General features: G+C 62.5%; 24 protein-coding genes and 1 tRNA gene. 21 read left to right on the top strand and 4 right to left on the bottom strand.

Features of this window, described 5'->3' with window-relative positions:
- Positions 1-25 precede the first annotated feature (25 nt).
- The 6 genes from WBB14_RS08875 to WBB14_RS08850 all read left to right on the top strand — a co-directional run bounded on the left by WBB14_RS08875 (position 26) and on the right by WBB14_RS08850 (position 7,764).
- On the top strand, positions 26-1,321 hold the full coding sequence (locus WBB14_RS08875) for an adenylosuccinate synthase (protein WP_013392835.1): 1,296 nt from the start codon (positions 26-28) through the stop codon (positions 1,319-1,321).
- 84 nt (positions 1,322-1,405) lie between these two features.
- Positions 1,406-1,948, top strand: a complete 543-nt coding sequence (locus tag WBB14_RS08870) for a phosphoribosyltransferase (RefSeq protein WP_013392836.1) — start codon at positions 1,406-1,408, stop codon at positions 1,946-1,948.
- Positions 1,949-2,340: 392 nt separating this feature from the next.
- Complete coding sequence (rpsU, locus tag WBB14_RS08865; RefSeq protein WP_006218592.1) at positions 2,341-2,553, top strand: 30S ribosomal protein S21; 213 nt, start codon at positions 2,341-2,343, stop codon at positions 2,551-2,553.
- 19 nt (positions 2,554-2,572) lie between these two features.
- Positions 2,573-4,633: a DNA primase gene (gene dnaG, locus WBB14_RS08860; RefSeq protein WP_424239495.1), complete on the top strand. Its 2,061-nt coding sequence runs from the start codon at positions 2,573-2,575 to the stop codon at positions 4,631-4,633.
- Positions 4,634-5,411: 778 nt separating this feature from the next.
- Positions 5,412-7,676: an RNA polymerase sigma factor RpoD gene (rpoD, locus tag WBB14_RS08855; protein ID WP_424239494.1), complete on the top strand. Its 2,265-nt coding sequence runs from the start codon at positions 5,412-5,414 to the stop codon at positions 7,674-7,676.
- Positions 7,677-7,685: 9 nt separating this feature from the next.
- Positions 7,686-7,764: transfer RNA gene (locus WBB14_RS08850), tRNA-Ile, on the top strand.
- 383 nt (positions 7,765-8,147) lie between these two features.
- Here the strand turns inward: WBB14_RS08850 and WBB14_RS08845 are convergent.
- Both WBB14_RS08845 and WBB14_RS08840 read right to left on the bottom strand, forming a co-directional pair.
- Positions 8,148-9,227 carry an acyltransferase family protein gene (locus WBB14_RS08845; protein WP_424239493.1) on the bottom strand — a complete coding sequence of 360 codons (1,080 nt, stop codon included), beginning with the start codon at positions 9,225-9,227 and terminating at the stop codon, positions 8,148-8,150.
- Positions 9,228-9,291: 64 nt separating this feature from the next.
- Complete coding sequence (locus tag WBB14_RS08840; RefSeq protein WP_424239492.1) at positions 9,292-10,422, bottom strand: acyltransferase family protein; 1,131 nt, start codon at positions 10,420-10,422, stop codon at positions 9,292-9,294.
- Between the two features lie 226 nt (positions 10,423-10,648).
- Between WBB14_RS08840 and WBB14_RS08835 the strand changes: the two genes are divergently transcribed.
- Complete coding sequence (locus WBB14_RS08835) at positions 10,649-11,506, top strand: hypothetical protein (RefSeq protein ID WP_424239491.1); 858 nt, start codon at positions 10,649-10,651, stop codon at positions 11,504-11,506.
- A 694-nt stretch (positions 11,507-12,200) separates the two neighbouring features.
- Here the strand turns inward: WBB14_RS08835 and WBB14_RS08830 are convergent.
- Positions 12,201-12,359, bottom strand: coding sequence for a DUF6726 family protein (locus WBB14_RS08830; protein WP_424239490.1), 159 nt, complete (start codon positions 12,357-12,359; stop codon positions 12,201-12,203).
- 327 nt (positions 12,360-12,686) lie between these two features.
- On the opposite strand from WBB14_RS08830, the gene WBB14_RS08825 reads away from it, so the two are divergent.
- Positions 12,687-13,280: a BPSL1445 family SYLF domain-containing lipoprotein gene (locus WBB14_RS08825; RefSeq protein ID WP_424239489.1), complete on the top strand. Its 594-nt coding sequence runs from the start codon at positions 12,687-12,689 to the stop codon at positions 13,278-13,280.
- Positions 13,281-13,295: 15 nt separating this feature from the next.
- Here WBB14_RS08825 and WBB14_RS08820 read toward each other — a convergent pair whose 3' ends face one another.
- A complete protein-coding gene (locus WBB14_RS08820) occupies positions 13,296-14,228 on the bottom strand; it encodes a LysR family transcriptional regulator (RefSeq protein ID WP_424239488.1) in 933 nt (310 codons plus the stop codon).
- A 154-nt stretch (positions 14,229-14,382) separates the two neighbouring features.
- Here WBB14_RS08820 and WBB14_RS08815 point away from each other — a divergent pair, with 154 nt between their 5' ends.
- The 13 genes from WBB14_RS08815 to WBB14_RS08755 all read left to right on the top strand — a co-directional run bounded on the left by WBB14_RS08815 (position 14,383) and on the right by WBB14_RS08755 (position 26,146).
- Positions 14,383-14,784 (top strand): Zn-ribbon domain-containing OB-fold protein, encoded by a 402-nt coding sequence (locus tag WBB14_RS08815; protein ID WP_424239487.1) that lies wholly within the window; start codon positions 14,383-14,385, stop codon positions 14,782-14,784.
- Positions 14,781-15,953: a thiolase gene (locus WBB14_RS08810; protein ID WP_424239486.1), complete on the top strand. Its 1,173-nt coding sequence runs from the start codon at positions 14,781-14,783 to the stop codon at positions 15,951-15,953. Before WBB14_RS08815 ends, WBB14_RS08810 begins: the two co-directional genes overlap by 4 nt.
- Before the next feature lie 58 nt (positions 15,954-16,011).
- Positions 16,012-16,701 carry a 3-oxoacid CoA-transferase subunit A gene (locus WBB14_RS08805; RefSeq protein WP_424239485.1) on the top strand — a complete coding sequence of 230 codons (690 nt, stop codon included), beginning with the start codon at positions 16,012-16,014 and terminating at the stop codon, positions 16,699-16,701.
- Complete coding sequence (locus WBB14_RS08800; protein WP_424239484.1) at positions 16,688-17,356, top strand: 3-oxoacid CoA-transferase subunit B; 669 nt, start codon at positions 16,688-16,690, stop codon at positions 17,354-17,356. The genes WBB14_RS08805 and WBB14_RS08800 overlap by 14 nt, the downstream gene beginning before the upstream one ends.
- A 32-nt stretch (positions 17,357-17,388) precedes the next feature.
- Positions 17,389-18,933, top strand: coding sequence for an acyl-CoA carboxylase subunit beta (locus WBB14_RS08795; RefSeq protein WP_424239483.1), 1,545 nt, complete (start codon positions 17,389-17,391; stop codon positions 18,931-18,933).
- A 10-nt stretch (positions 18,934-18,943) separates the two neighbouring features.
- Positions 18,944-20,311: an acetyl-CoA carboxylase biotin carboxylase subunit gene (locus WBB14_RS08790; RefSeq protein WP_424239482.1), complete on the top strand. Its 1,368-nt coding sequence runs from the start codon at positions 18,944-18,946 to the stop codon at positions 20,309-20,311.
- Positions 20,308-20,520: an acetyl-CoA carboxylase biotin carboxyl carrier protein subunit gene (locus WBB14_RS08785; protein ID WP_424239481.1), complete on the top strand. Its 213-nt coding sequence runs from the start codon at positions 20,308-20,310 to the stop codon at positions 20,518-20,520. The genes WBB14_RS08790 and WBB14_RS08785 overlap by 4 nt, the downstream gene beginning before the upstream one ends.
- A gap of 42 nt (positions 20,521-20,562) precedes the next feature.
- Positions 20,563-21,588 (top strand): Bug family tripartite tricarboxylate transporter substrate binding protein, encoded by a 1,026-nt coding sequence (locus tag WBB14_RS08780; protein ID WP_424239480.1) that lies wholly within the window; start codon positions 20,563-20,565, stop codon positions 21,586-21,588.
- Positions 21,589-21,650: 62 nt separating this feature from the next.
- On the top strand, positions 21,651-22,580 hold the full coding sequence (locus WBB14_RS08775) for an SDR family oxidoreductase (protein WP_424239479.1): 930 nt from the start codon (positions 21,651-21,653) through the stop codon (positions 22,578-22,580).
- Positions 22,581-22,631: 51 nt separating this feature from the next.
- Positions 22,632-23,480, top strand: a complete 849-nt coding sequence (locus tag WBB14_RS08770) for a MaoC/PaaZ C-terminal domain-containing protein (protein WP_424239478.1) — start codon at positions 22,632-22,634, stop codon at positions 23,478-23,480.
- Between the two features lie 370 nt (positions 23,481-23,850).
- On the top strand, positions 23,851-24,117 hold the full coding sequence (locus WBB14_RS08765) for a hypothetical protein (protein ID WP_013392851.1): 267 nt from the start codon (positions 23,851-23,853) through the stop codon (positions 24,115-24,117).
- The gene (locus WBB14_RS08760; protein ID WP_424239477.1) at positions 24,114-25,532 is read left to right on the top strand and encodes a pilus assembly protein TadG-related protein; all 1,419 of its coding nucleotides are present in this window, start codon (positions 24,114-24,116) and stop codon (positions 25,530-25,532) included. The genes WBB14_RS08765 and WBB14_RS08760 overlap by 4 nt, the downstream gene beginning before the upstream one ends.
- Positions 25,529-26,146 (top strand): TadE/TadG family type IV pilus assembly protein, encoded by a 618-nt coding sequence (locus WBB14_RS08755; protein ID WP_424239476.1) that lies wholly within the window; start codon positions 25,529-25,531, stop codon positions 26,144-26,146. The genes WBB14_RS08760 and WBB14_RS08755 overlap by 4 nt, the downstream gene beginning before the upstream one ends.
- Positions 26,147-26,149: the final 3 nt, after the last annotated feature.

Raw genomic sequence — 26,149 nt, 5'->3', positions numbered from 1 at the left:
GAGAAACTCGATATTGATTCGTAACATGAGCAAGAACGTAGTCGTAATCGGCACCCAGTGGGGTGACGAGGGCAAGGGCAAGATCGTCGACTGGCTGGCGGAATCCGTCCAGGGCGTGGTCCGCTTCCAAGGCGGTCACAATGCCGGCCATACGCTGTGGATCAACGGCAAGAAGACGATTCTTCGCCTGATCCCGTCGGGCATCATGCATCCCGGCGTCACCTGCTTCATCGGCAATGGCGTCGTGCTGTCCCCGGAAGCCCTGCTCAAGGAAATCGAAGAGCTTGAGGCAGCCGGTCTGGACGTGCGTTCGCGCCTGCAGATTTCCGAAATCTGCCCGCTGATTCTGCCGTACCACGTTGCCATCGACAAGGCGCGCGAAGCGCGCAAGGGCGACGGCAAGATCGGCACGACCGGTCGTGGCATTGGCCCCGCGTACGAAGACAAGGTCGCCCGCCGCGCGCTGCGCGTGCAGGACCTGTTCAATCCCGCGCTGTTCGACGAAAAGCTCGCCGAAGTGCTGGATTACCACAACTTCGTGCTGACCAAGTACCTGGGCGCCGAGGCGGTTTCCGCCAACGAAGTGCGCGACCAGGCCATGGCGCTGGCGCCGGCCATCGCCCCGATGGTCAAGGATGTGTCGAGCAACCTGTACGCCATGCAGCAGGAAGGCAAGCGCCTGCTGTTCGAAGGCGCGCAGGGCGCATTGCTGGACGTTGATCACGGCACCTACCCCTTCGTCACCAGCAGCAACTGCGTTGCTGGCGCGGCCTCGGCTGGCGCCGGTGTCGGCCCGCAGCAGCTGGACTACGTCCTGGGTATCACCAAGGCCTACACGACCCGCGTCGGCTCGGGCCCGTTCCCCACGGAGCTGGTCGACGAGATCGGCACCCGCCTGGCCACGATCGGCAAGGAATTCGGTTCCGTCACGGGCCGTCCGCGCCGCTGCGGCTGGTTCGACGGCGCGGCGCTCAAGCGCTCGGTCCGCCTGAACGGCATCACCGGCCTGTGCATCACCAAGCTGGACGTGCTGGACGGCCTGGAAACCATTCAGCTGGGCGTCGGCTACCGTGTCAATGGCGAATTCCGCGACGTGCTGCCTTACGGTGCGCACGCGGTGGCGCAGGCGCAACCGGTGCTGGAAGAACTGCCCGGCTGGAGCGAGTCCACCGTCGGCATCACCGAGTACGACAAGCTGCCCGAGGCGGCCCGTCGCTACCTGGAGCGCGTGGCCGAAGTCTGCGGCGTACCCATCGACCTGGTGTCGACCGGGCCCGACCGCAACGAAACCATTGTGCTGCGTCATCCCCTGAAGGGCTGACATCGGGTTATTATTCGCAAGGCCGCCGCCGGTCTCATACCGGCGGCGGCCTTTTCGTATTTATTAAGCAGGAGATGCTTGCCTATGAGCACGCCGACCAATGATGACAGCCATCTGTGGGTGACGTGGGACGACTACAACCGCCTGATCGAGCGCCTTACCTTGCAGGTGCATCAATCGGGTTGGAAGTTCGACAAGATTCTTTGCCTGGCGCGCGGTGGCATGCGCGTCGGTGATGTTATGTCCCGTATTTTTGATGTGCCGCTGGGCATCCTGGCCACGAGCAGCTATCGCGAAGCGGCCGGCACCAAGCAAGGCGACATGGATATCGCCCAGTTCATCACCATCACGCGCGGCACTTTGTCCGGGCGGGTGTTGCTGGTGGACGACATGGTCGATACCGGCAAGACCTTCAACAAGGTCTTCGATCACCTGAAGAGCCAGTTCGCCGATATTACCGAGCTGCGCAGCGCGGTGCTCTGGTGGAAGGGCCATTCCCAGGCGACGCCGGACTACTACGTCGACAAGCTGCCGACGAATCCCTGGATTCACCAGCCTTTTGAAGACTACGACAGCCTGCGTCCCCATCAGCTCGAGGCCTGGATCCGCAAGGGCTCCAAGAGCTGAGCGTGGCCGTTCCGGCGGGAGAGGGCAATCTGGCCGCCCAGGGCGCCAGACTGTCCCTTCAGTAGTCAAAATGGCCTTGATCATGCTAGAATCGCTGGTTATCGCTAAACCGAACTTGGCTTGTTACTCTTTGGGTAGTCTTTGGGTAACGGAAACAGCCAGCGGAAATCCGGGATGGGACCTGCGGTTCAGGGCTGCCAAGCAGTGCTGAAACCAGCGTCCGGCGCCTGGGTTGCGCTTTCAAGGTTCCCCGTTCGCGGTACCTGCCTCTGTTGGTATGATTTTGGTATCGACGAGGCCGTTTACGCGTACCTGGACCCGCGCAGCGTTGCTGGTAAGCAAGCCAGGTTTGTCATCAACTTTTGTTACCCTACAAGCAGGCCAATCACTTTATGCCTATCGTTCGACTGAAGGAAAACGAACCGTTTGAAGCCGCTCTGCGCCGCTTCAAGCGCACCATCGAAAAGACCGGTTTGCTCACCGAGCTGCGTTCGCGCGAGTTCTATGAGAAGCCCACGGCCGAGCGCAAGCGCAAGCATGCCGCCGCTGTGAAGCGCCACTACAAGCGCATCCGTAGCCAACAACTGCCCCCGCGCCTGTATTGATTTTTGATTCCCGAATCTATTGATTCCAGAATCATTCATCCAGGATTTGCTCGCCCGAGTCGACGTCGTCGACATAGTCGGGCGATACGTGCAGTTGAGAAAGGGCGGGGCCAACTTGCTTGGCCTGTGCCCTTTTCATAACGAAAAAAGTCCCTCGTTCACTGTCAGCCCCACCAAGCAGTTCTATCACTGTTTCGGTTGCGGAGCGCATGGCAGCGCCATCACCTTCCTGATGGAACACACGGGCGCCAGTTTCCCCGATGCCGTGCGTACGCTCGCGGCATCGGCGGGAATGACGGTCCCCGAAGAAAACCGCAGTCCACGCCAGCAGCAGGAATCCGCGCGCCGCAAGGCCGAGGAGTCCCGCCACACGCAGGTGCTGGATGCCGCTCAGGCCCATTACCTCAAGCAGTTGCGGGCATCGCCCGCAGCGATCCGTTATTTGAAGCAGCGCGGCCTGACGGGTGAAATCGCGGCCCATTTCGGCCTGGGATGGTCGGGCACCGACCGCCACGGCCTGTCGCAAGTCTTTCCGACTTACGAGGACCCCGTCCTGGTCGAGTCCGGGTTGGTCATCGAATCCGAGGACGGGCGCCGTTACGACCGGTTCCGCGAGCGGGTCATGTTTCCGATCCGCAATGTGCGGGGCAGTCTCATCGGATTTGGCGGCCGCATCATCGGCAAGGGCGAGCCCAAGTACCTGAATTCGCCTGAAACCCCGCTGTTCTCCAAGGGGCATGAACTCTACGGGCTGTGGGAGGCGCGCCAGGCCATACGCCAGGAAGGGCAGGTCATTGTGGTCGAAGGCTACATGGACGTGGTCGGTCTGGCGCAGCAAGGCATTGCCAATGCGGTGGCGACGCTGGGTACGGCCACCACGCCTGACCATGTCAAGAAGCTGTTGCGCGCCAGCGATAAGGTCATCTTCAGCTTCGACGGCGATGGCGCGGGCCGACGCGCCGCTTGGCGCGCCTTGCAGGCCTGCCTACCGGTGCTGCGCGACGATATCGCGATCCGCTTCCTGTTCCTGCCCTCGGAGCACGATCCCGACTCGTACGTGCGCGAATTGGGCGCGGAAGCCTTCCGGGCGTGCCTGGGGGAGGCCTCGGCGCTATCCCGCTTCCTGCTGGATGAGCTGGCCTCGCGGCACAATATGAACGAAGCCGAAGGGCGGGCCAGTTGCCTGCACGAGGCCAAGCCCTTGCTGGCCGCCATTCCCGAATGCGCGCTGCGCGTGCAGATCGAGCGGGAAATGGCCAAGCTGGTTCAGCTGACGCCGGAGGAAATGGCCCAGGTGCTGGCTCAGCAGCCCGCCAAGCCCTTTGCGCCCGCGCCCAAGTCCGGCGCGGCAGGAGGGGATGGCGGCGCGGCTGCGACGCCAGGGCGGGAGCATGAGGCGAGCCATTCAGACATGGGCTACGACTTCGCCAGTCACGATTTTCACGATATCCCGGCTGATGAGTCCGATTACGCGGACCAAGTCCACCTGCCGTCCCAGGGTTCCGACTTTGGCGGCGGAGGCGGTCAGCGCAGTGGCGGCAAGCAGGAATGGAAAGGTAAGGGCGACTGGAAGGGCAAGAGCGACTGGAAGGGCGGCAAAGGTGGCTGGAAAGGCAAGCGAGAGAACGACGTCGGCGGATTCGAAGGCCGCCGCACCATGCCGTCGCTGGCCAAGCGCCTGCTGGGCCTGCTGCTCGCGCATCCTGAGCTGGTCGACTCTATGGGCGACCAGCAGCTTGAAGTCATCGACCATGGCCCCCATCTAGGTCTTGTAAGAGACCTGATCATGCTGGCGCAATCCAGCGGCGCCCGCCATGTCGGCGCCCTGCTGGAGGCGGCGGATCCGGATTCGGATCTGGCCACCGTGCTGAAAGGGTTGCGGGCCGACATCTTGTCCCAGGAGGATCTGCCGGACCCGCAAACCGAATGGGACGATGCCTTGCGGCGTATCGAGTTCGATTCGGCCAAGCAGGAGATCTCCAAGCTCGCTGCGGCGGGGCTGGCCACGGAAGAAGCGCGAAAGCGCTATCTGGAGCTTTCCAGCCGCATGGCAGCGTTGAAAGGTGCCGGTGTGCGTTAAATGCGCTAAAATCAAAGGTTGTCCGCCGGTACAGGTTTTTTCGCCGGCGGGGCGGCGCAGGCAGTTGTTCAGGCGGCGCGGCGCCAGATGGCATGGCGCCGATGTTTAACAGGGCTGGGCCTGGCGCGTCTACGAATTGAGGGGCCGAATCGAGGTGCTTGCAGTCGACTTCTGCTTAATTCTTGCTGAATTCAGTGGTGATCCTGGCGCCGCGATACGTAGACAACACGAAATGCCTCTGGCGGGCGGAATCTATTCCGGCAGCCAGAATCTAATGGATGTATAGGGTTTGACGCGGGACCTGCGATCCGGACGCGGCGGACGCTCCAGAAATGGAACGTCGGGCGCGCAACGGCAGAAATAAAAGCGGATGCGCGCGTCAAATTTGTTACATAGTTAATTAATATAGCTGAGCGGTGAATTACGCAGTTCGGCGGCGGTTATCTCCGCGTAGCGTTAGTGGTTTGGGTGCTGTGTCTACTCAGCTGCTTGGGGCCAAGGCCCGATAAGCAAGCAAAGCCTATTTATAGGCAGGCAGCCCCCCTCGACGCCCGGGAACCCCCGCAGGATGAGGTCATGCACGCAAGGCGCCAGTACGGTATCGCACCGGAACGGCGCCAAGCGGGCTCGCAAGAGCTGGCGCTGCGAACAACGCAGCCGTGTGGTCTCCGCTGATTCACCAGTTTTACCCGTATAACCGCCGTGTTGGGCTGCCGTCCAAGGCGGCTTCATGCGGTGCAACATGCCCGAACGGGTTGCGACGACCACGGAAGCGACTATGACCAAATCCACCGGCAAATCCTCCTCTGCAATTGATGCGGCCGAAACCAAGGCCACCACGGCCAAGCGCGTCGTAAGCATGGCAGCGGAAAAGGCGCCCGCCAAGACGGCGGTGAAGGTCGCCAAGCCTGCTGCCAAGACGGCCGCCAAGAAGGTGACCAAGGCCGCTGCGGCTGACAAGCCCGAGAAGGTGACGAAGGCTCGTGCCAAGAAGGCCGAAGACAAGCTCGCCGATCTGGTGGGCAGCGCGCGCCCCGTGCCTAGCGGCCGCCGCCCGGGACGTCCCGCCAAGAACGCCAACAATGATTCCGATGGCTTCGATGACGCGATGGACGGCGAGGGCGAAGTCCTGCCCGATCTGAAGCCGCCGAAGCGCGGCGGCAAGCGCGGCAAGGCAGATCCCAAGGATCTGATCGCCCGCGGCCCCGTCACGCCCGAAGAATACGAAGCCCGCCGCAATCGCCTGAAGCAGCTGATCAAGCTGGGCAAGGACCGCGGCTACCTGACTTACGGCGAAATCAACGATCATCTGCCTGACGACCTGGTCGATGCAGAAGCGATCGACGGGATCATCAGCACGTTCAGCGACATGGGCATCGCGGTCTACGACCAGGCGCCCGATGCCGAAACGCTGCTGATGAGCGAAAACGCGCCGGTGGCCTCCAACGACGACGACGTCGAAGACGAAGCCGAAGCCGCGCTGACCACCGTGGACTCCGATTTCGGCCGCACCACGGACCCCGTGCGCATGTACATGCGTGAAATGGGTTCGGTGGAACTGCTGACGCGCGAAGGCGAAATTGAAATCGCCAAGCGTATCGAAGACGGCCTGAAGCACATGGTCATGGCCATCTCGGCCTGCCCGACCACGATCAACGAGATCCTGGCCCACATCCTGCGCGTGCGCGAAGGCCAGGCCCAGATCGACGAAGTGGTCGACGGCCTGGTAGACCCGGAAGACGGCGAGGAATACGCCGGCGCCGGCGTCACGGCCGAAGAAGACGAAGGCGATGATGGCCCCGCCGGCGGTATGTCCAGCAAGCAACTGGAAGACCTGCGCGTGAAGGCCCTGGCCAAGTTCGACGAAGTGGGCAAGCAATTCGACAAGATGCGCCACTCGTACGAGAAGGACGGCTACAAGTCGGACGTCTACGTGCGCGCCCAGGAATCCATCCAGAACGAACTGATGGGCATCCGCTTCACGGCCAAGATGGTCGAGAAGCTGGCGGACACGTTGCGCCAGCAGGTCGAGGAAGTACGCCAGCTTGAGCGCGCCGTCCTGCACACGTGTGTGGACCGTGCCGGCATGCCGCGCACGCACTTCATCAAGGTGTTCCCGGGCAACGAAACCAACATGCAGTGGGTCGTCGATGAGGTGGCCGCGGGCCACCCGTACGCCGAAACGCTGGAGCGTCAGATCCCTGCCGTGCAAGAACTGCAGCAGAAGCTCATCGACCTGCAAACGCGCGTCGTGCTGCCGCTGAAGGACCTGAAGGACGTCAATAAGCGCATGGCCACCGGCGAAGCCAAGGCCCGCAAGGCCAAGCGCGAAATGACCGAGGCCAACCTGCGCCTGGTGATCTCGATCGCCAAGAAGTACACGAACCGCGGCCTGCAGTTCCTGGACCTGATCCAGGAAGGCAACATCGGCCTGATGAAGGCCGTGGACAAGTTCGAGTACCGCCGCGGCTACAAGTTCTCGACCTACGCGACCTGGTGGATCCGTCAGGCCATCACGCGTTCCATCGCCGACCAGGCGCGTACCATCCGTATTCCGGTTCACATGATCGAAACGATCAACAAGATGAACCGGATCAGCCGCCAGATCCTGCAGGAAACCGGCGCCGAACCGGATCCCGCGACCCTGGCGCAGAAGATGGACATGCCCGAGGACAAGATCCGCAAGATCCTGAAGATCGCCAAGGAACCGATCTCCATGGAAACGCCCATCGGTGACGACGACGACTCGCACCTGGGTGATTTCATCGAAGACACGTCCACGCTGGCGCCTTCCGACGCGGCTTTGCACGGTTCGATGCGCGATGTGGTCAAGGAAGTGCTAGACTCTCTGACCCCGCGTGAAGCCAAGGTTCTGCGCATGCGTTTCGGCATCGAAATGAGCACGGACCAGACCCTGGAAGAAGTGGGCAAGCAATTCGACGTCACGCGCGAGCGCATTCGCCAAATAGAGGCGAAAGCACTGCGCAAACTGCGTCACCCCAGCCGGGCCGATAAGCTCAAGAGCTTCCTGGAAGGGCAGTAATCGTTTTCTGGGCCTCTAGCTCATGCCTGGTTAGAGCAGCGGACTCATAATCCGTTGGTGCCGAGTTCGACTCTCGGGGGGCCTACCAAGTAATGGCGCGGGTTTGCGGGTAGTTTACGCAACCCGCGCTTTTCTTTTGTCGGGGGATTTTTGCCAATCTCTCCAAGCGCCATTTTCATAGCGTCGGTTGCCAGGTGCGCACGGCGCTTGGTGCTTGCCGCTGATTTATGGCCTAGCCGCACCCACGGTGTACAGATCGACCTTTGCATTGATCGTTGCGCTGGCTGCACTGTGCCGCAGGTCGTGAAAGCATAGGTATGGCGCCAGCCAACCTGGCACAGCCGTGCCCACCGGTGCCCGAGGTGACCAGCGATAGCTGGGACGACTTCGCCCGCCGTTACATGGCGCTGGCATTCAAATATGCGGAATGCGCTACTCGGAACCCAGCCGTCGTAGATGCTTGGCAGACGCCTAAGCTGTAGCCGGGGCTGTTGCCGGTTGGGCGTATTCCGGCTTTCTGCTACCCAACTTACGCAGGAAGTTGCGGGACGGACGCTCGATCAGGTAGTAGGAGATCGTGGCAGTGCAGATGGCAAGCGAAATTTTGTCAGCCAGACGTAGGCTCGCAATCTCGCTGGACATGACCACGTTGAGCAATACATGCGTCAGGTAGAGGGAGTAGGAGATTTCGCCAAGGAATACCGAAACGCGATTCCCGAACAGCAGCCGGCCTAAGCCCTTGTCACAGAGCAGGCCGGCGATCAGCAGGAGAGCGCCGCACATCAAGATCCATGAACGGAACGGCACAGTGCAGGCATACCCTAGGATTGCGATACCAGCTATCACCAGCGAGTTGGAAACCTTGATTGGGAGCTTTTCTATACCTTGAGCAACACGGTACAAGGCGACGCCGCCAATGAAGACAGCCGTGAACTGAATCAGAAAATTGCCGTAGGACAAGGTGATGTAGGTAGTCTCAATTCCGGCAGTTTTCAGAAGAGCAAGGTTCGGCCTTTCCATGAGAATCCAAACCATTAACGCCGCAACTGCTGCCGAATAGACCTTCGGAAGCTTGAACAGGGCTAGAGCGATAAATGGGAACCAGATATAGGCGAACATCTCCACACTGATAGTCCAAGACAGCGCGTTCCAGGAAAACTCGTTCACAAATCCCCACGCCTGGACCAAGAGCAAATTCAAGCCAAAAGTGAATGCCGTGTCATTTGGTGTGCGTAAGGGGTAGCCAACTCCTGCCAGCGCCAGGAAGGCGAGCAGCGTCACCAAATGCAGAGGATAGATGCGGGCTATTCGTTTGTAGAAATAGCTACCGTAGGTTGGGGCGCGTATTGATTGTCGGAATTCTGGATAGCTATGTGCCATCACGAAGCCACTCAGGACAAGAAACACGATAACGCCGGCAAAGCCGTATTGCAGAATCTGCATGAAAAGACCTTCGCCTTTCATGCCTCCTCCCCAGGTGTAGTGCATTAGGACAACCCAGAGCGCCGCGTAGCCGCGGATACCTGTGAGAGCCGGGATATTTTTTATCATTTCTTATCTCTACCAGCACAACATTTGGTTCGGAGGATGGGGTCAGAGTTGGAAGGCACTTCCTTCAAGTTTTGATGGGAGTGGGGGAGCCCAATCTGGCCTCGGCGAAAGTGGCACCTTGGCGCGTCCTTTTGCTCCAGCGTAAGAACGGTCTCTCGACTCCCAGATGAATGCCGAGTGCGGCCAGGTACGAGGCCAGCGATGCCCCAGCTATGGCTGCCACAGGTTCAGCTCCCATTTCCACTAGTACATACATGATGGCGTAGCCAAACAAGGCATGAACTACATAAAGCGGATAACTGATGTCGGCGAAATGGCCGAGGAGTCTGTTGCTCGTGAAGCGAGTTCTCAGCAGATAGCAAATATGAAAGACGGCAATGGCGACCATGTATCCGGACATCCATTGGTAGGTGTACTCAGCACGTTGTGCGATCCACAGCCATAAGATCGGGATCAGGATACATACTAACAACTGCAGGCTCCGGAACTGGGCGGCGGTGACTCTGTTGTTCAGCAATGAGTAGTAAGCCATTCCAAGCAGTAGCAGCAGGCCGGACGCAATCTGCACTCCGACCGCGTAACCTTCAAATTTGAATGCCCATCTCGCTAGGGATGCAACCACGAGCATCGCGATGATGTGTCGAGGGAAGTCAAACCGCATGGCCTTGGCGCCCAACACGCAAAGAACCAAGTAGAAATATATTTCAACTTCCAGCGTCCAACTTATGCCGTCGATACGGGACACGCCTGCTGGCGCGCGGGTAACGATGCCAAAGTGGGCAAGTATGCCAAGCAATGAGAAGTTAAAACCGTTCCCTTTGTACATCGAGAGCGCGTATAGCATGAGCATGGCGAACGAGAAGCCGGCTATATAGACCGGATATATCCGGAGCCCCCGTCTGTACAGGAAATCTCGCTTGCTGCTATTTTGCATGGAAAACGGAATCACCATGCCGCTGATGATGAAGAAGATGCCCACCCCGAACTGGCCCAGGACGATGCAGTAATCGCCGACGAATGACAGGAAATCAGACCTCTCCGGGAGGGTTGCCAGCTTTGGAACGCCAAGCAGGTCGCATATCAGGGGATTCATGACCCAGAAAATGCCGGCGAAGTGGGATAAAAGCACCGATATGGCGGCAAAGCCACGTAGTGTATTGGCGAATTCCAGCCTTCCTGCGTTTGGAGGGGACATACGATTCTCTCGTTACTTGGTCTGCTACTTTTTGGCGCGCATTAGTTTAACCTGGTCTATATTTGGATCGTTTTGTTACAGTTAATGGCGGCGCTACCCGGACCCGCGTGGTGACACAACTAGGGAGGGTGCCCTTGCCGCTTCAGAGGGAAAACCGCTGTGGCAACATCGGTCCGTTTCGCAGCTAGCTTGATCTCGTCATCGGCGCCAGTGCCCCTCCCCCAACTTGAGCAGCCGTCTATCCGTATTTCGGCGGATTCGGACGACGCTGATCGACGAGCAATTCGTTTTTCGTGACATTCGTCGCTTTATCGGTAGATCAGGCGGACGGATGGCAGACGAATATGGTGTCGGCATGGGGCTCTCACAGCGAGGCCGAGCAGCGGCCGCAGACGATGATGCGGACGTCCTGTTTGAGACGTTCCTTCGTAGTTGCCGTTCAGCGTTGAAACGCATCTCTGCTCACTCTCGGGGCGAGTACCAATTGTCAGATGTTGAGGGCGAGGCTTGGTTGCTTGCGGAGGAACTCAGACTCGAGAGGGCGATAGTTCCAGAGTTCGGATGCGTTGAGTATCAACAGAAGATCATCAGCTATCTGTACCAGAAGCTTGTTCGATATTCCGAGCTCAATGTTCGCCATGCGATTCGACTTGATCATGCACCAGGCGATGCCTTGAAAGATGGTGCGCACCCGCTACTTGCCAAGTTGGCTGCGGCGGAGCAGTTCGAGCCGCTCGCTGCGTTGTTGGAACGAGAAGCGGCAACCTCCGATGGCAACGACGAGCCTGCCGCGTATGAATCGCCAGCCGCAGCGTACTTGCAACTGCTGCAGCGCTTCGACAACCGGATGCTGGATCTTGCCAACCATCTTCTGATCTCACGCTCCTGGTGCTACAACCGCGTCAATGCAGCTCTCCGCCTGGCAACAACCCAATGGCCGCTGCCAAAGGAGGCTTTCGCGGCTGCCGGCGGACTCGAGCCTCGCACTTGGCGCAAATTTCGTGTGCTGCGGTATTGCAGGCGGCATGAGCCAGGCGGCCAGAATCCGCTACCGATCCTGGCCTGGCCGGCCGAGTGTGGTTGATATGTCTTGCCGCAACATGCCTCGAAAAAATAAAGCAGGGTTCGGACGCGTCCGAGCCCTGCTTTATTTTTTGATATTCCTACGATTGTCTCGGATTTTCGTGCATATGAAGATGGCGTTGATGTTGTTATCCGGACCCGCTGTCCGGCCGTGATTTAGCTCCGTTGAGGAGATTTGAGCGATCGGACGCGGAATATCGATGGGCGGCGGGTGCCTGACTGGTGCGATGGACAAAAAGACCGGCCTTCCACATTCAATTTGCCAATCCAAGAGCAAGGCCAGACTTGCCCAGGAGTATCCCCCCCGGCGAACTGCCTGCGGATGGCGCGCGCTGCTCATGGGGGTGCTCATTTCACTGACCCTGGGATTTTCATGCTGGCTGATGCTTTCCGGCGGCGAGAAGGGCAAGCGCGCAGGCTATGTCTTGGGTAGCACTCTGGCCGGAATGTGCTGCATCGCTCTGGTGGTCTGCAGGAAGTAAGCAGCGCTACCGCTAGGCCCGCCACATGGCGTTGATTCCGAAAATGGATGTCTGGCTGCTGCTGTGCGTAATCCGTCGGTGCCGAGTTCGAATCAAGGAAGACGCGGGTCTCGGAGCAGCCCGTGCCCCGTTTTTTTGCACATCCGGGCTCATGAGACGACGTGCAGGGCGCCGCTCAGGCTGCCTTTCCGATCCACCGCGCCGTCGCAGCAATCAGTCGATAACTTCCGCGCAAGCATCCGTCGGTGCCGCGGCGACGTCGCCGACGACGGGCACGATCTTGATGGCGGCAGACGCAATACGGCAGGGGGCGGCAACTACGCCGCAACCGGAAGCGAATATGCATAGCATTGAAATCAAGATCCACTTCATTGGGCGTGCCCGAATTGATTGAGCCAGGCGCAGCCTGATCAAGGGCTGGCAGAGTCGCGCTGCGTCGATTTCGATTATGTCCAGACGCATAATTCCATCTGAAGAAAATGTGCACGATGCAATGCGCAGGGCGGCATTCTGCTATGTGTCTCCACGCCAATTAGTGGGGAAGTGCGGGCCAAGTGTAATGACATTTGCCCGTCTTGGAACAGGAGGTAACGCAGCCTTCCGCTTGCACGGCGCCAGGTCCGCAAAATCCCAGGTAGGATGGAGACGTTCTTTCCGGGCGTACTCGGAAGGGCGTCCAACAAAGAGAAGGAGCGCTACATGCTTGATACTTTCCCCAAGGCATACCGGGCGGGCATGGTCGCCGCGATGCTCGGTGTGACCAGTCTGGTGTTCACCGGCTGCACCACGACCACCGCCCAATCCGCGGCCACGGCCGCGGAAAAGCGGCAGGAACTCGATACCGCCGCGGACGCCACCCTGACCAAGCTTTATCAGTCCTCGTCCCAGGCCAGGCAATTGGTCGAACGCGCGCGCGGGGTGTTGGTGTTTCCGGGCGTATTGAGCGCAAGCTTCATCGTGGGAGCCCAGCATGGGTCCGGCGTGCTGCGCGTGAACGGTTCGGATACCGGGTACTACAGCATCACGGGCGGTTCTATTGGCTTGCAGGCCGGCGCCCAGTCCAAGGCCATGGTGGTGTTGTTCATGACGGACGATGCCTTGGCCAAGTTCCGCGCCAGCAGCGGTTGGACGGTCGGAGCGGATGCGACGGTCGCAGTGGCCAACGTGGGCGTCAACGGCAGCATCGATACCAACACCGCACAGCAACCCATCGTCGGTTTCGTCTTGAACAACGGCGGTCTCATGGCCGGCGTGTCGGTGGACGGCAGCAAGATTTCGCCGCTGCTGTTGTAGCAGGCGGGCGTGCCCTTACAGGCCCATGGCCTTTTCCCAAGGCAATTCGGAAGGCATGGCCTGCGTCATTGCATCCACAAAAGCGCGGATGCGCGGCGATAGGTGCCGGTTCGGCAGATAGACCAGCTGGACCGGCGCGCCAGGCGCCATCCAGTCGGTCAACACCAGTTTCAGGCGTCCGTCCATGACGGCGGACTCCGCAATGAAGCTGGCCATGCGGGCGATGCCCGCGCCGGCCACCACCGCATCCAGGATGGCTTCCGGATGGTTCACATTCAGATTGCCCGCAGGGGTGATCGTGTAGCGCTCATCGTTCTTTTGGAAATCCCATTCATGGTATCGGCCGGTCTGCCATTGGACGTAGGCCAGGCAATTGTGTCGTTCCAGTTCGGCGGGCGTGGCCGGCGTGCCATGCTTGGCCAGATAGGCGGGGCTGGCGCACGTGACGTAGCGCAGCTGCGACAAGGTCTTGGCGATCACGCGCGAATCCGCGGTGACGCCGATCCGTATGGTCGCATCCAGTCCCTCTTCGGCCAGATTGGGAATGCGGTCGCTGAAATCGGCGTTGATCGATAGTTCCGGATAGCGCGCGGTCAGCGACAGCAGCGCGGGCATGATGACCTTTCTGCCCAACCCTACCGGCGCATGCACACGCAGCTTGCCGCGCGGGATCACGCTCGCCCCGGTTACCTCGGCTTCGGCGGCTTCCACTTCCAGTAGGATCTGGCGGCAACGCTGCAGCAGCAATTCGCCATCGTCCGTCAGCGACAGGTTGCGCGTGGTGCGGTTCAGCAGTTTCACGCCCAATTTCGCTTCAAGCAGCGATACGCTCTTGCTCACCGAAGCCGTTGAAATGTCGAGCCGATGCGCCGCTGCCGTGAAACTGCCGCTGTCCGCGACCCGCACGAAATTCAGAACATGCTTGAGATGGTCTATCAGGATGTACATGGCGCTCGGGCTGATGGGTGCACGCCATCTTAGCCATTCCTTCGCCGAAAGTTAAAGGTGATTTGCCCTCGGGCCGGTTTATCTGCCGCATGCCTGTCCCTACACTGAGCCGCAATGTTGGCAGGTGCAGAAGACGACACGACAGGAGGCATGGGTGGAGATCCAAAGCAGTGCGCAGGTAGCGGGCGGACCAGAGCAGATCTATCTAGATGGCCTGGCGGCGGGCCGGTTTCAGATTCAACGTTGCGTGGATTGCAGGCAGGCGGTTTTCTATCCACGCTGCGTGTGTCCCCATTGCGGCGGCGCGGCATTGTGCTGGTTCGCGCCTTCAGGCGAGGGAGTGGTGTACGCCACCACCACCGTGTACCGCAAGCCGGAGCAGGGTGGCGACTACAACGTCTGCCTGGTGGACTTGCCGGAAGGCGTGCGGATGATGAGCCGGGTGGCGGAGCTGGCGCCCGCGCAGGTGCGCATCGGCATGCGCGTAAGCGCCCGGATCGTGGCGGACGGCCAGGCTGTGCAAGTGGTGTTCGTACCCTCGGGGAGGGCGGCATGACTCTGCACGATTTGAGAGGCAAGACGGCCGTGGTTGGCGTGGGGCTGGCCGGGCTGGGACAGGCCAGCGGCCATAGCGAGCAGGAAGTGCTGGCGCAGGCTGCCATGGCTGCGATTGCGGACGCCGGCCTGAGCCTCAAGGACATAGACGGCATCACGACCTGCAGTTCCCTGTCGCCCATGTGGGCGATGTCGGTCGTCGAATATCTCGGCATACGTCCGACCTTTGTCGACAGCACCATGATCGGCGGCTCCAGCTATGTGGCGCATCTGCTCCCGGTCATGCACGCGCTTGCGTCCGGCCAATGCAATGCGGTCCTGGTCTGCTATGGGAGTACGCAGCGCACCGCCACGTTCAACCGGGCGGATCTGACCCGCGTGCGGAAGTTTCTGGACCCGCAGCCCTACGAAACGCCCTATGACCCGCCCATGCCGGTGGCGGCCTACGCCTTGGCCGCCAGCCGCCATATGCACCAGTACGGCACCACGCGCAAACAGTTGTCTGAAGTGGCGGTGGCGGCGCGGAAATGGGCGCAGTTGAATCCCGAAGCCGCCATGCGGGCGCCGCTGTCGCTGGAAGACGTGGCGGCCGCTCGTCCGGTCTGCGAGCCTTTCACGGTCCGCGATTGCTGCATGGTCAGCGACGGCGCCGGCGCGTTCGTGCTGACCCGATCCGACCGCGCGCGCGATTGCGCCAAGAAACCGGTGTACGTGATGGGCAACGCGACCGCGATTTGGAACCGGCAGGTTTCGTCCATGCATGACCTGACGGTGACCGCGGCGCTCGAATCCGGCAAGCGTTGCTACGAGATGGCCGGCGTCGGCGCGAAAGACATGGACCTGGCCATGCTGTACGACGCCTTCACCATCAACACCATTCTGTTCCTGGAAGACCTGGGTTTCTGCCGGAAGGGCGAAGGCGGCGCATTTGTGGACGATGGCGCGATCGCGCCCGGCGGGCGCCTGGCGGTCAATACCAACGGCGGCGGCCTGTCCTGTGTGCATCCGGGCATGTATGGCGTGTTTCTCATGGTGGAGGCGGTCAGGCAGTTGCGCGGAGAGTGCGGTGAGCGCCAGCTGAGGGATCCGAACCTGGCCCTGGTGCACGGCAATGGCGGCACGCTGTCCAGCCAGTCCACCGCGATCCTCAGCGCGTTGCCTACGCTGTGACCGTCCAACAAATTTGCGGTGGAGGCGGAGCAGCCGCGTCCACCGCCAGGGGTAAGCGATGTTGAACAAGATCGTGCCTTCGCTGGAGGAGGCCGTGGCCGGAGTGGCGGATGGCGCCACGTTGCTGATAGGCGGGTTTGGCGCTTCGGGCGTGCCGACGGAACTGCTGCAGGCGCTGCTGGAGACTGGCGCCCGCGAACTGACGGTCGTCAACAACAACGCAGGCAACGGCGAGCAGGGTTTGAGTCAGCTGATCCGGGCGGGGCGGGTGCGGAAAGTGATCTGCTCCTTTGCACGCTCGTCGAATCCCAAGAAGCCCAATGCGGCGGCGTTCGGAGAGTGGTATGCCGCGGGCAGAATCGATCTGGAGGTGGTGCCGCAGGGCACGCTGGCCGAACGCCTGCGGGCTGCCGGGGCCGGCATGGGCCCGTTCTTCACGCCCACGGCCTATGGCACCCGCTTGGCGCAAGGCAAGGAAACGCGCTCCATCGACGGTCGCGGCTACGTGCTGGAAGATCCGTTGCCGGGCGATGTGGCTTTCGTGAAGGCGCAGTACGGCGACAGTGCGGGCAATCTGACCTACCGCTACGCCAGCCGCAACTTCGGACCCGTGATGTGCATGGCCGCGAGGCTGACGGTGGCCCAGGTGGACCAGGTGGCGCCTCTGGGGGAGCTGGCGCCGGAGCAGATCATGACGCCCGGGATTTTCGTTCAACGCATCGTCGAGTGCCCCAATGAGTATCAATAGCCTGTCCCGCGCGCGCATGGCGCAGATCGTCGCCGACGACATTCCGCCCGCCTCCTACGTCAACCTGGGTATCGGCATGCCGACGTCGGTGGCCGACTATCTGAAGCCGGAGCGTGGCGTGGTGCTGCACAGCGAAAACGGCATCCTGGGCATGAAAGGCCTGCCGCCGGGCGCCGCGGTCGATAGGGATCTGCTCAACGCCAGCAAGGAGCCCGTTGCGCTGGACATCGGGGCCTCGATCACCGACCACGTGGTCTCCTTCGCCATGATGCGCGGCGGCCATATCGATCTGACCGTGCTGGGCGCCTTCCAGGTATCGGCCGACGGCGACCTGGCCAACTGGGACACGGGACGCGAGGACTCGATTCCGGCAGTAGGCGGGGCCATGGACCTGGTGGCGGGCGCGAAGCGCATCTTCGTGATGATGCAGCACGTGGACCGGGATGGCCGGCCGAAGATCGTGCCTGAATGCACCTACCCCCTTACCGGCAAGGCCGTGGTCGATCGCATCTACAGCGATCTGGCCATCCTGGATATCACGCCGGACGGACTGCATGTGCGGGCGATGGTGCGGGGCCTGGATTTCGCGGCGCTGCAGGCGCGGACCGCGGTGGACTTGAAGCTGGACGATGCGTGGATCGAACTGGCGCCCTGAATTTCAGGCTGGCGCCGTCATTGGAGGAAGTCATGAGCTGGACGCAGGAGTTGGACGAACTGGCACGCCGCAAGGAGTATTCCCTGCGCATGGGCGGCGTGGAAAAGGTGCAGCGTCAGCATGACGCGGGCAAGCTGGACATCCGCCAGCGGATCGAACGGCTGGTCGATGGCGGTTCGTTCGTCGAGGTGGGAGGCCTGGCCGGAAGCGGCGAATATGACGAGCAGGGCCGCCTGGTTGACGTGATGCCGTCGAACGTGATCATGGGGCGCGCAGCGCTGGACAGGAAAAACGTCGTGGTGGTGGGCGACGACTTCACCGTGCGCGGCGGCGCGAATGACGGCGCCGTGGGCGACAAGATGATCTACGCCGAACAGATGGCGTTTGACCTGCGTCTGCCGCTGGTGCGCCTGATCGACGGCACGGGTGGAGGCGGCTCGGTCAAGAATATCGAGAAGATGGGACATGCGCTGCTGCCGAAGATGAAGATCTGGGCCTACGTGGCGCGCAACCTGGCCCAGGTCCCCGTGGTGTCGCTCGCCCTCGGATCGGTGGCCGGCCAGGGGGCCGCGCGCGTCGCCGGCAGCCACTACTCCGTCATGGTCAAGGACACCTCCCAGCTGTTCATCGCGGGGCCTCCGGTGGTGGCCAAGATCGGCCAGAAACTGAGCAAGAACGAGCTGGGCGGAAGCGCCATACACACCCGCAACGGCGTGGTGGACGATGAAGTGGATTCCGAGGACGAAGCTTTTGCGGCGGCCCGGCGCTTCCTGTCGTATCTGCCGGCGTCGGCCTACGAACTCGCGCCCAGGGGAGAGACCCCTGTCGCCGCGGCTGAGCAGGAATGGCTGCGGACGGCCATTCCGAAGGACACGCGCAAGGTCTACAAGATCCGTCCGATACTGGAAACATTGTTCGATCCCGGCACCGTGTTCGAAATCGGCCGGCATTGGGGCAGGGCGATCGTGGGCGGGCTGGCTCGGGTGGATGGCTGGCCCGTGCTGTTCGTCGCCAGCAATCCCTATCACTATGGCGGCGGCTGGGACCGGCACACCGCCGAGAAATTCACCCGCCTGGTCGACCTGGCCGAAACCTTCCACCTGCCCGTGGTGAACCTGGTGGACATCGCGGGTTTCCAGATTGGCCTGGAAGCCGAGAAGGACGGCGTGATGCGCGCTGGAGTCAGAGCGCTGACGGCGGTCTCGCAGTCCACGGTGCCGTGGTTTTCCCTGATCATGCGGCGGGCCTTCGGCGTGGCCGCGGGCGGCCACCAGAATTCCAGCCGTTTCAATTTCCGCTATGCCTGGCCTTCGGCTCAGTGGGGTTCGCTGCCGATCGAGGGCGGCCTGGAGGTGGCGTACCGGTCGGAGATCGAGGCGGCCGCCGATCCCGAAGCCAAGCGCGCGGAAATCGAGGCAAGAGTGCGCGCCCTGACGTCTCCCTTCCGCAGCGCGGAGGCCTTCGTCATCGAGGACATCATCGATCCGGCCTGCACGCGCGCACGCCTGGTGGAGTTCGCGAATCTGGCCGCGCCGCTGCGCCAGCCCGGCCAAGTGTCCAGCGCGTACCGGCCCTGAGGTGATGCAGATGAAGAAGATCCTGATCGCCAACCGGGGGGCCGCCGCCGCGCGCATCCTGCGCGCCGTGAAGGCGCTGGGCCTGCAGTCCGTGGCGGTGTACTCCGAGGCCGATGCCGACCTTCCTTACGTGCGTCAGGCCGACGAGAGTTTCTGCATCGGGCCGGCAGCGGCGCGGGCCAGCTACCTGAATCAGGACCTGTTGCTTGAAGTCATGGCGCGCTGCGGCGCCGACGCGCTGCATCCGGGCTACGGATTCCTGTCCGAGAACGCGCAGTTCGCCCGCAGGGTGGAAACGGCGGGGCATTGCTTCATTGGCCCTTCGTCCAAGTGGATCGACGCGTTGGGCAACAAGGCGAGCGCACGCGCATTGATGCAACGGCATGGCCTGCAGGCCGGAGGCAGCACGGGCATCCTGCCCAGGGACGACATGGCGACGGTACGGCGGGCCGCCGACGCGCTGGGGTATCCGGTGCTGATCAAGCCTGCGGGCGGCGGCGGGGGCATAGGCATGATCCCCGTCCACGACCCTCAGTCTCTATCTGATTGCTGGGAGCGCGCCAGCGGCATGGCCGAAAAGGCCTTCGCCAATCCCGCCCTGTACATGGAGCGATTCGTGCCGTCTCCGCGGCATATCGAATTCCAGTTCCTGGCGGACAGGTTCGGCAATGTCCTGTCCTTGTTCGAACGGGACTGCTCCACCCAGCGCAGATACCAGAAGGTGATCGAGGAAGCGCCGGCGCCGGCCATCGACCGCCAGGCCGTGGCCGGCATGTCGCAGCGGCTGTCGGCGATCCTGGGAGAGATCGGCTACGACGTCATCGGCACGGTCGAGATGCTGTACACGCCGGACAGTGGCTTCTCGTTCCTCGAAGTCAACACGCGCTTGCAGGTCGAACACGCCATCTCGGAAGCGGTCACCGGCGTGGACATCGTGCAGGCGCAGATCCGCCTGGCGGCGGGCGAAAAGCTGTCCTCGGTGATCGGCAGGCAGCCGATCGTGACGGGGCATGCCATCGAGGCACGCGTCTATGCCGAGGATCCCGTGCGCTTCCTGCCTTCGCCTGGCGTCCTGAAGGCGTTCGAGTTGCCCGAGCCACGTCCGGGCCTGCGGATAGAGACGGGCTATGCACAGGGCAACCGGGTTTCCAGCCATTACGACCCTATGGTGGCGAAGGTCATTGCACACTCGGCCGACCGCGCCGCCGCCATCCGCGAACTGAGCAGCGCGCTCGGCCGCATGCGGGTAGAGGGCATCAAGACCAACATTCCCATGATTCTCCAGGTGCTCGGATCGAAGCGGTTCCAGGCCGGCGCGATGACCGTCGACGGCTTGCAGGAAGTGATTTCAACAGAGTCGGTAAAGGAGCTGGCATGAAAAAAATAGTCTCCAACGTGGCGGGCCGCGTGGTCGCTTGTTGCGTGGAAGAGGGCGCGCGGATTCAGGCGGGCGACGAGGTTTTCAAGGTCGAGTCCATGAAGATGGAGATCCCCGTTGAAAGCGAGGCAGCAGGCCGTATCGCCAAGGTGCTGGTGGCGGTCGGCGATGAAGTGGAGGAAGGGCAGGATCTTGCGTTGCTGGATTGAGGCGGACCGCCTCTGAACCTGGATAAAAAAAGCGAGGAGACAATGTTCAAGACAATCAAAAAAGACGCGCCCGCAGCTCTTGCGCGCAAGCGTCCCCTGAAGACCCTGGCGCTGCTGGGATGGGCGGCCCTGCTGGGCGCTGGCGCGGTGGGCGCACAGACCGCGCAGGGCTTTCCGAACAAGCCGGTGACCATCAATGTGCCGTTCTCGGCGGGCGGCACGACCGACATCCTGGCGCGCGTGATAGGCCAGCGCCTGAGCGAGCGCTGGGGCGTGTCCGTGGTGGTCGAAAACAAGCCCGGCGCGGGCGGCAACATCGGCACGGCGCAGGTGGCGCGGGCTGCGCCGGACGGCTATACGCTGGTAATGGGCACGATCGGCACGCACGCCATCAATCCCAGCCTGTACAAGTCCATGCCCTACGACGCCATCAAGGACTTCGCGCCGATCACGCGCACGGCCATGGTGCCGAATGCCCTGGTGGTGCCCAAGAATGCGCCGTATGACACCGTGAAGGAGCTGATTGCCTACGGCAAGACCCATCCCGGGAAGCTCACCTTCGGCTCTTCCGGACATGGGAGCACGCTGCACATGTCCGGCGAGACCTTCAAGATGATGACGGGGGTCGACATGGTGCACGTGCCCTACAAGGGCAGCACGCCGGCGGTGACGGATCTGCTGGGAGGCCAGATCTCGATGATTTTCGACAACCTGCCTTCGGCGCTGCCGCACATCAAGGCCGGCCGGCTGAAGGTGCTGGCGGTGACCTCGGCGCAGCGCAGCGACCAGCTGCCCGAGGTGCCCACCGTGGCGGAGGCCGGCGTACCCGGCTACGAGGTCGTGTCGTGGTTCGGCCTGTGGGCACCCGCCAGGACGCCGGACGACGTGGTGGCGGAAATCAACAAGCAGGTAGTCGCCATCATTCAGACCCCCGATATGCAGAAGCAGATCCGGGACCAGGGAGCGGTGCCCAATCCCGATACGCCCGCGGAGTTCGCCGCCTTCATCGGCAGCGAAGGCAAGAAGTGGGCCGAGGTGGTGCGCCGCGCCAACGTGACGACCGAGTAGGAATTCGACCGTACCGCGCCTGCCGGATGACGCCGGCAGGCGCGTTTTGAGGAGACTTAGGCATGGAACGCATGATGCAAGGCAAGGTGGTGGTGGTGACTGGGGCGGGAGGCGGCATCGGCCGCGAGGTGGCCCTGCAACTGGCGGCCGAGGGCGCCAAGGTCGTTGTCAACGACATCGGGGTCGCACTCAATGGCGATGGCCTGTCCGCCGCGCAAGCGCCGGTAGCGCCTGCCGACGCCGTGGTCGCAGAGATACGCGCCGCGGGCGGCGTGGCGGTCGCCAACTTCGATTCGGTCGCGACGCATGCCTCCGCCAATGCCATCGTCCAGTGCGCGATGGACCAGTTCGGGCGCATCGATGGCGTGGTCAACAACGCAGGCAATCTGCGCGACCGCTCCTTTCACAAGATGAGCGAGGAAGAATGGCGCGCCGTCATCGCGGTGCATCTTGACGGCACGTTCTTCGTCAGCCGCGCCGCGGCCACGCACTTCCGCGAACAGGAGAGCGGGGCGATGGTGCACATGACCTCGACTTCCGGGCTGATCGGCAACTATGGCCAGGCCAATTATGGCGCGGCCAAACTGGGCATCGTGGCCTTGTCCAAGATGATCGCGCTGGACATGGGCCGGTATGGCGTGCGCTCCAACTGCATCGCGCCGTCGGCCTGGAGCCGCATGACCAGTTCCATCCCCACCGACACGCCGCAGCAGCGGGACCGGGTGGAAAAGCTAAAGAAGATGGAGGCGGGAAAGATCGCGCCGATGGCCGTCTACTTGCTCAGCGATGCCGCGCGGGAAGTCAGCGGCCAGATATTCGCGGTGCGCGCCAACGAAATCATGCTGATGAGCCAGCCGCGTCCCTTGCGATCGGTGCATTTCAGCGAAGGCTGGACCCCGCAGCGCATTGCCGAGATCGCCATTCCGGCGATGCAGAAGCACTTCTACCCCCTGGAGCGCTCACCCGACGTGATGAGCTGGGACCCGATCTGATTCTGCAACCCTGGTCATGGAATTGTCTGCGGGATAAAGGGGAGGAACGCCATGCGTTTGAGCCATGAGCAATTGTTGAACTACGAATTGCCGGAGATCAGGCAACGCTACACGGCGCGCGACGCCATGCTGTACGCGCTGTCGGTGGGCCTGGGACAGGATCCCGTGGATGCCTGCGACCTCGCCTACGTGGGCAGGCGGCACGATCCGCTTGTGCTGCCCTATATGGCCGTGGTTCTTGGCTATCCGGGCTTCTGGCTGAACGCGCCCGACATCGGGGCCGATACGGTGCGGCTGCTGCACGGTGAACAGGGGCTGGACCTTCTCCATCCCATTCCGGCCGCCGGTGAACTGATAGGCAAGACCCGCGTCGTCGAGGTGGTGGACAAAGGAGAAAAGGGACTGCTGCTGTACTCCGAGAAAACCTTGACGGATGCCGGCACGGGTCTGCTCATCGCGCGGACTTTCGCGACTCATGTGCTCAGGGGCGATGGCGGCATGGCGAATGCCGGCAAACAGGCGCGCCCAGTGCACGCCATGCCTGGCAGCCCGCCGGACTGGACCGTGCTGGCGCGAACCCGGCCCGAGCAGGCGCTGGTCTATCGGCTCAATGGCGACTACAACCCGCTGCACAGCGATCCGCAGGTCGCCCGGGCCGCGGGATTTCCGCGCCCCATACTGCATGGCTTGTGCACCTTTGGCATGGTGTCGCACGCTGTCGCCAGGCAGTTGCAGCCGGCGGGGGAAGGCGCCGTGCGCTCCGTATCGCTGCGTTTTTCTGGCCCGGTGTATCCCGGCGAGGCGTTGAGTGTGGACGTCTGGCGGGACGGGTCATTCCGTGCGAAGGTCGTGGAGCGCGACGCGATCGTCATCGACAATGGGGTCTTGCGGGTCGTCTAGCGTCGGACCTGGCGGGCCGACAGGGGGGCCGCATGCTTGAGGGTGGCGCGCATTTGCGCGCTGCAAAATGGAAGAGCGCCCCAGCTCAAGGTGAGTCTGAGGCGCTCCTGCCAGGCTTCGCACGCGATGGGTGTCAGACAGCCCGGCAACTCAAATCTACTGCTGAGCCATATGCTGGGCAATAGGGAAAACCCTGGAATATTAAAGGGTTACAAGATTCATGCGGCCGCAGAGAGGCCCCCCGCGCCGGCCGCTGAAGGCCACTGTCAACGGGCCCGCGACAACTTTATCCGCCTCGGTATCCGCGAATTGTGACGCCGGGGGCAGACGTCGACACTGAAGCCTGTCTTCACAGTGCCGGAGAGCGGATATGTCAGGGTTGCGGAAGCGTCAGTTGGGACAAGGCATGACCGAATACATCGTGGTCGTGGCCCTGGTCGCCGTGGCGGCCATTGCGGTGTATCAATACTTCGGCCAGGTGGTGCGATCGCAGACTGCCGCCATGGCGCGCGAACTTGCCGGCGAAGACGGCGGCGCGCAGAGCCGCGCGGCGCAACAGGCGGCGCAGAAGGCGGCAGCGCAGACCAAGGCCCGTTCGCTCAAATCCTTCACCGGCAATGCCGCGGACGCGAAGTGACTACGCGTTCTTGCGCATCGCTTGCCGACCAGCGCGGCCAGGCGCTGGTCCTGGGCCTGCTGATGGCTGCGGTGGGGGGCATCTCCCTGGTGGTCCTGTACAACCTGGGGCAAACCGTCGGAGCACGCCAGCGGCTGACGCATGCCGCGGACGCGGCAGCGTACAGCGGGGCGCTGGAGCAAGCGCGCGCGCTCAATACCCTTGCCTACATCAACCGGACGCAGATCGCGCATCAGGTCGCCATGGCGCATCTGGTCACGCTGGGTGCATCCGCGCAATATGCCCGCACCATGCAGTCGCAGCGCAATCGTGGCAATCCGCCTGCAGGCCTGATCACCATGCTGTTCGGGCCGGACGTAGGCATGGCCTATCAATCTGCACAAGCCGTGTCCAATGCGGAACAGCGGCTGGCAGCGGCGTTTGGCGAGCATGACAGGGTAGTCCACCAGGTCCTGGCAGCCACGGCAACGTCTGCTGTTGCTGGTCTGGCGGCTTCGCGCAACCGCATCATGAACAAGGTCTTGTCCGCCAATCTTGCGGACGACGTTCCGGCGCCCGACGCGGAGGGCGTGCATTCCCGAGACGCGAGCCTGCGACTGCTGGCGGACGGATGGCCTGGCTACGTGGGGCGCCGCCTGGCCACGCGCGAGGCAGGCCTGAGGCCCGCCGTCGAACAGGCGGCGGAGCGCTATGGTTTTCTCGATCGCCGCAGCGTTACGCGCCGCAACCCGTGGATGGTCCATCCGCTGTGTCCCCTGCATCGTCATGAGTTGCGGCGCCGGGGCTACACCTGGTTGGGGCCGGACGGGCGCTGGGGGGCGCTCGATACCCAGTCCTACCATGCGCTGCGTTTCAACCGCTGGAGGGGCTGTTATTTTCGTGAGTACGCCATGGGCTGGGGCACGGTGCAGGGCCAGAAGATCAAGGCGCCTGCAGGCCTGGAGTACGTGGACGAGCCACCGCTCGATTTTTCCGACCAGGATTTCTGGCGCTGGGTGGAGCTGTCGACAAACTGGGATCTGCTCAACGACATCAGCAATCCCATGGCCAATTCGTACGCCATGGCTGCCGCTCAGCGCTGGCCGGGCCGTGGCCTGCCCGCCTACCGCGACGTCGCTTTGCCGCGCGGCGCCGATCCCCTGCGCTTCGCGGTGGCTGTCAGGCGTGCCAGTGCATCCTTGAAAACCACGGATGCGGAAAGTGCGGTCCGGGCGCCCGTGGGAAGGTTCCGCTATGCCTCCCTCGCTCCGGAGGACGCCGTCACGGTGACCTCAGCTGCAGAGACCTATTTTGCCCGGCCGGAACCACGTGCCGACGGCCGTGATGAACTTGCCACGCTTTTCCGTCCCTATTGGCAAGCGCGCTTGTCGGCCGTTACCGCTGGCGAGGCCGCGCGGGCAAGGAGGTCGCCATGAACCGGACTCGGGCGCGGCAGCAAGGGCAGGCCTTGATCGAAGCCTTGCTGATGCTGCCGCTGCTGGCCCTGCTGCTGTGGGCGGCGTGCTGGATAGGCGGATTGCAGTTCGCGGCTCAGGAAGTCGCGCAGGCCAGCCGCAAGACCGCGATGGCCGGCGCTTTGGGGCAACGCATGCAGAACCTGCAGACCCCTGGCGGCATGGCGCTGTCGCGGAAAGCCAGTTCGCTGCCCGGTATCGCGCCATCGCAGGTCACCGCCTTGCAGGACGAATGGTTCGGCGCGGAATTGCAACTGCTGTCAGCCACGGCAAGCACTGCGCGCCGAGATCGGGACAATGCGGCCTGGTTGCGGATCGCTCGCCGCACGCACGTGGCAAGCGGCGCTGGATATGCGCATGGCGACGCCGACGCGCAGCGCCGCATCGGCCGTGCGCCTACATCCTGGCGCAAGGCCGGAAGCGCTTCGCTGGCCGAGGCCCGGCGCTTGAAGCCGGTCATCGATCGCCTGGACGGGCCATGGCGCAGGCCTGGCCTGTCGCTGGACTGGCTGTCCGAATGGGCGGATGTGGTGCCTGCGGATCGGCTGGCCAGACGCAAGGGGATGGGAAAATGACCG

Origin of the sequence: Achromobacter sp., from assembly GCF_049647645.1 — a bacterium.
Taxonomy (GTDB): Bacteria; Pseudomonadota; Gammaproteobacteria; order Burkholderiales; family Burkholderiaceae_B; genus Achromobacter.
Note: the sequence above shows the minus strand (reverse complement) of the source record. Positions and strands in the feature narration are given on the sequence as shown.

Coding starts and splice junctions, on each gene's coding strand:
- WBB14_RS08875 (WP_013392835.1), top strand. CDS start 26: ATGAGCAAGAACGTAGTCGTAATCGGCACCCAGTGGGGTGACGAGGGC.
- WBB14_RS08870 (WP_013392836.1), top strand. CDS start 1,406: ATGAGCACGCCGACCAATGATGACAGCCATCTGTGGGTGACGTGGGAC.
- rpsU (WP_006218592.1), top strand. CDS start 2,341: ATGCCTATCGTTCGACTGAAGGAAAACGAACCGTTTGAAGCCGCTCTG.
- rpoD (WP_424239494.1), top strand. CDS start 5,412: ATGACCAAATCCACCGGCAAATCCTCCTCTGCAATTGATGCGGCCGAA.
- WBB14_RS08845 (WP_424239493.1), bottom strand. CDS start 9,227: ATGATAAAAAATATCCCGGCTCTCACAGGTATCCGCGGCTACGCGGCG.
- WBB14_RS08840 (WP_424239492.1), bottom strand. CDS start 10,422: ATGTCCCCTCCAAACGCAGGAAGGCTGGAATTCGCCAATACACTACGT.
- WBB14_RS08830 (WP_424239490.1), bottom strand. CDS start 12,359: ATGAAGTGGATCTTGATTTCAATGCTATGCATATTCGCTTCCGGTTGC.
- WBB14_RS08825 (WP_424239489.1), top strand. CDS start 12,687: ATGCTTGATACTTTCCCCAAGGCATACCGGGCGGGCATGGTCGCCGCG.
- WBB14_RS08820 (WP_424239488.1), bottom strand. CDS start 14,228: ATGTACATCCTGATAGACCATCTCAAGCATGTTCTGAATTTCGTGCGG.
- WBB14_RS08810 (WP_424239486.1), top strand. CDS start 14,781: ATGACTCTGCACGATTTGAGAGGCAAGACGGCCGTGGTTGGCGTGGGG.
- WBB14_RS08805 (WP_424239485.1), top strand. CDS start 16,012: ATGTTGAACAAGATCGTGCCTTCGCTGGAGGAGGCCGTGGCCGGAGTG.
- WBB14_RS08800 (WP_424239484.1), top strand. CDS start 16,688: ATGAGTATCAATAGCCTGTCCCGCGCGCGCATGGCGCAGATCGTCGCC.
- WBB14_RS08795 (WP_424239483.1), top strand. CDS start 17,389: ATGAGCTGGACGCAGGAGTTGGACGAACTGGCACGCCGCAAGGAGTAT.
- WBB14_RS08790 (WP_424239482.1), top strand. CDS start 18,944: ATGAAGAAGATCCTGATCGCCAACCGGGGGGCCGCCGCCGCGCGCATC.
- WBB14_RS08785 (WP_424239481.1), top strand. CDS start 20,308: ATGAAAAAAATAGTCTCCAACGTGGCGGGCCGCGTGGTCGCTTGTTGC.
- WBB14_RS08780 (WP_424239480.1), top strand. CDS start 20,563: ATGTTCAAGACAATCAAAAAAGACGCGCCCGCAGCTCTTGCGCGCAAG.
- WBB14_RS08775 (WP_424239479.1), top strand. CDS start 21,651: ATGGAACGCATGATGCAAGGCAAGGTGGTGGTGGTGACTGGGGCGGGA.
- WBB14_RS08770 (WP_424239478.1), top strand. CDS start 22,632: ATGCGTTTGAGCCATGAGCAATTGTTGAACTACGAATTGCCGGAGATC.
- WBB14_RS08765 (WP_013392851.1), top strand. CDS start 23,851: ATGTCAGGGTTGCGGAAGCGTCAGTTGGGACAAGGCATGACCGAATAC.
- WBB14_RS08755 (WP_424239476.1), top strand. CDS start 25,529: ATGAACCGGACTCGGGCGCGGCAGCAAGGGCAGGCCTTGATCGAAGCC.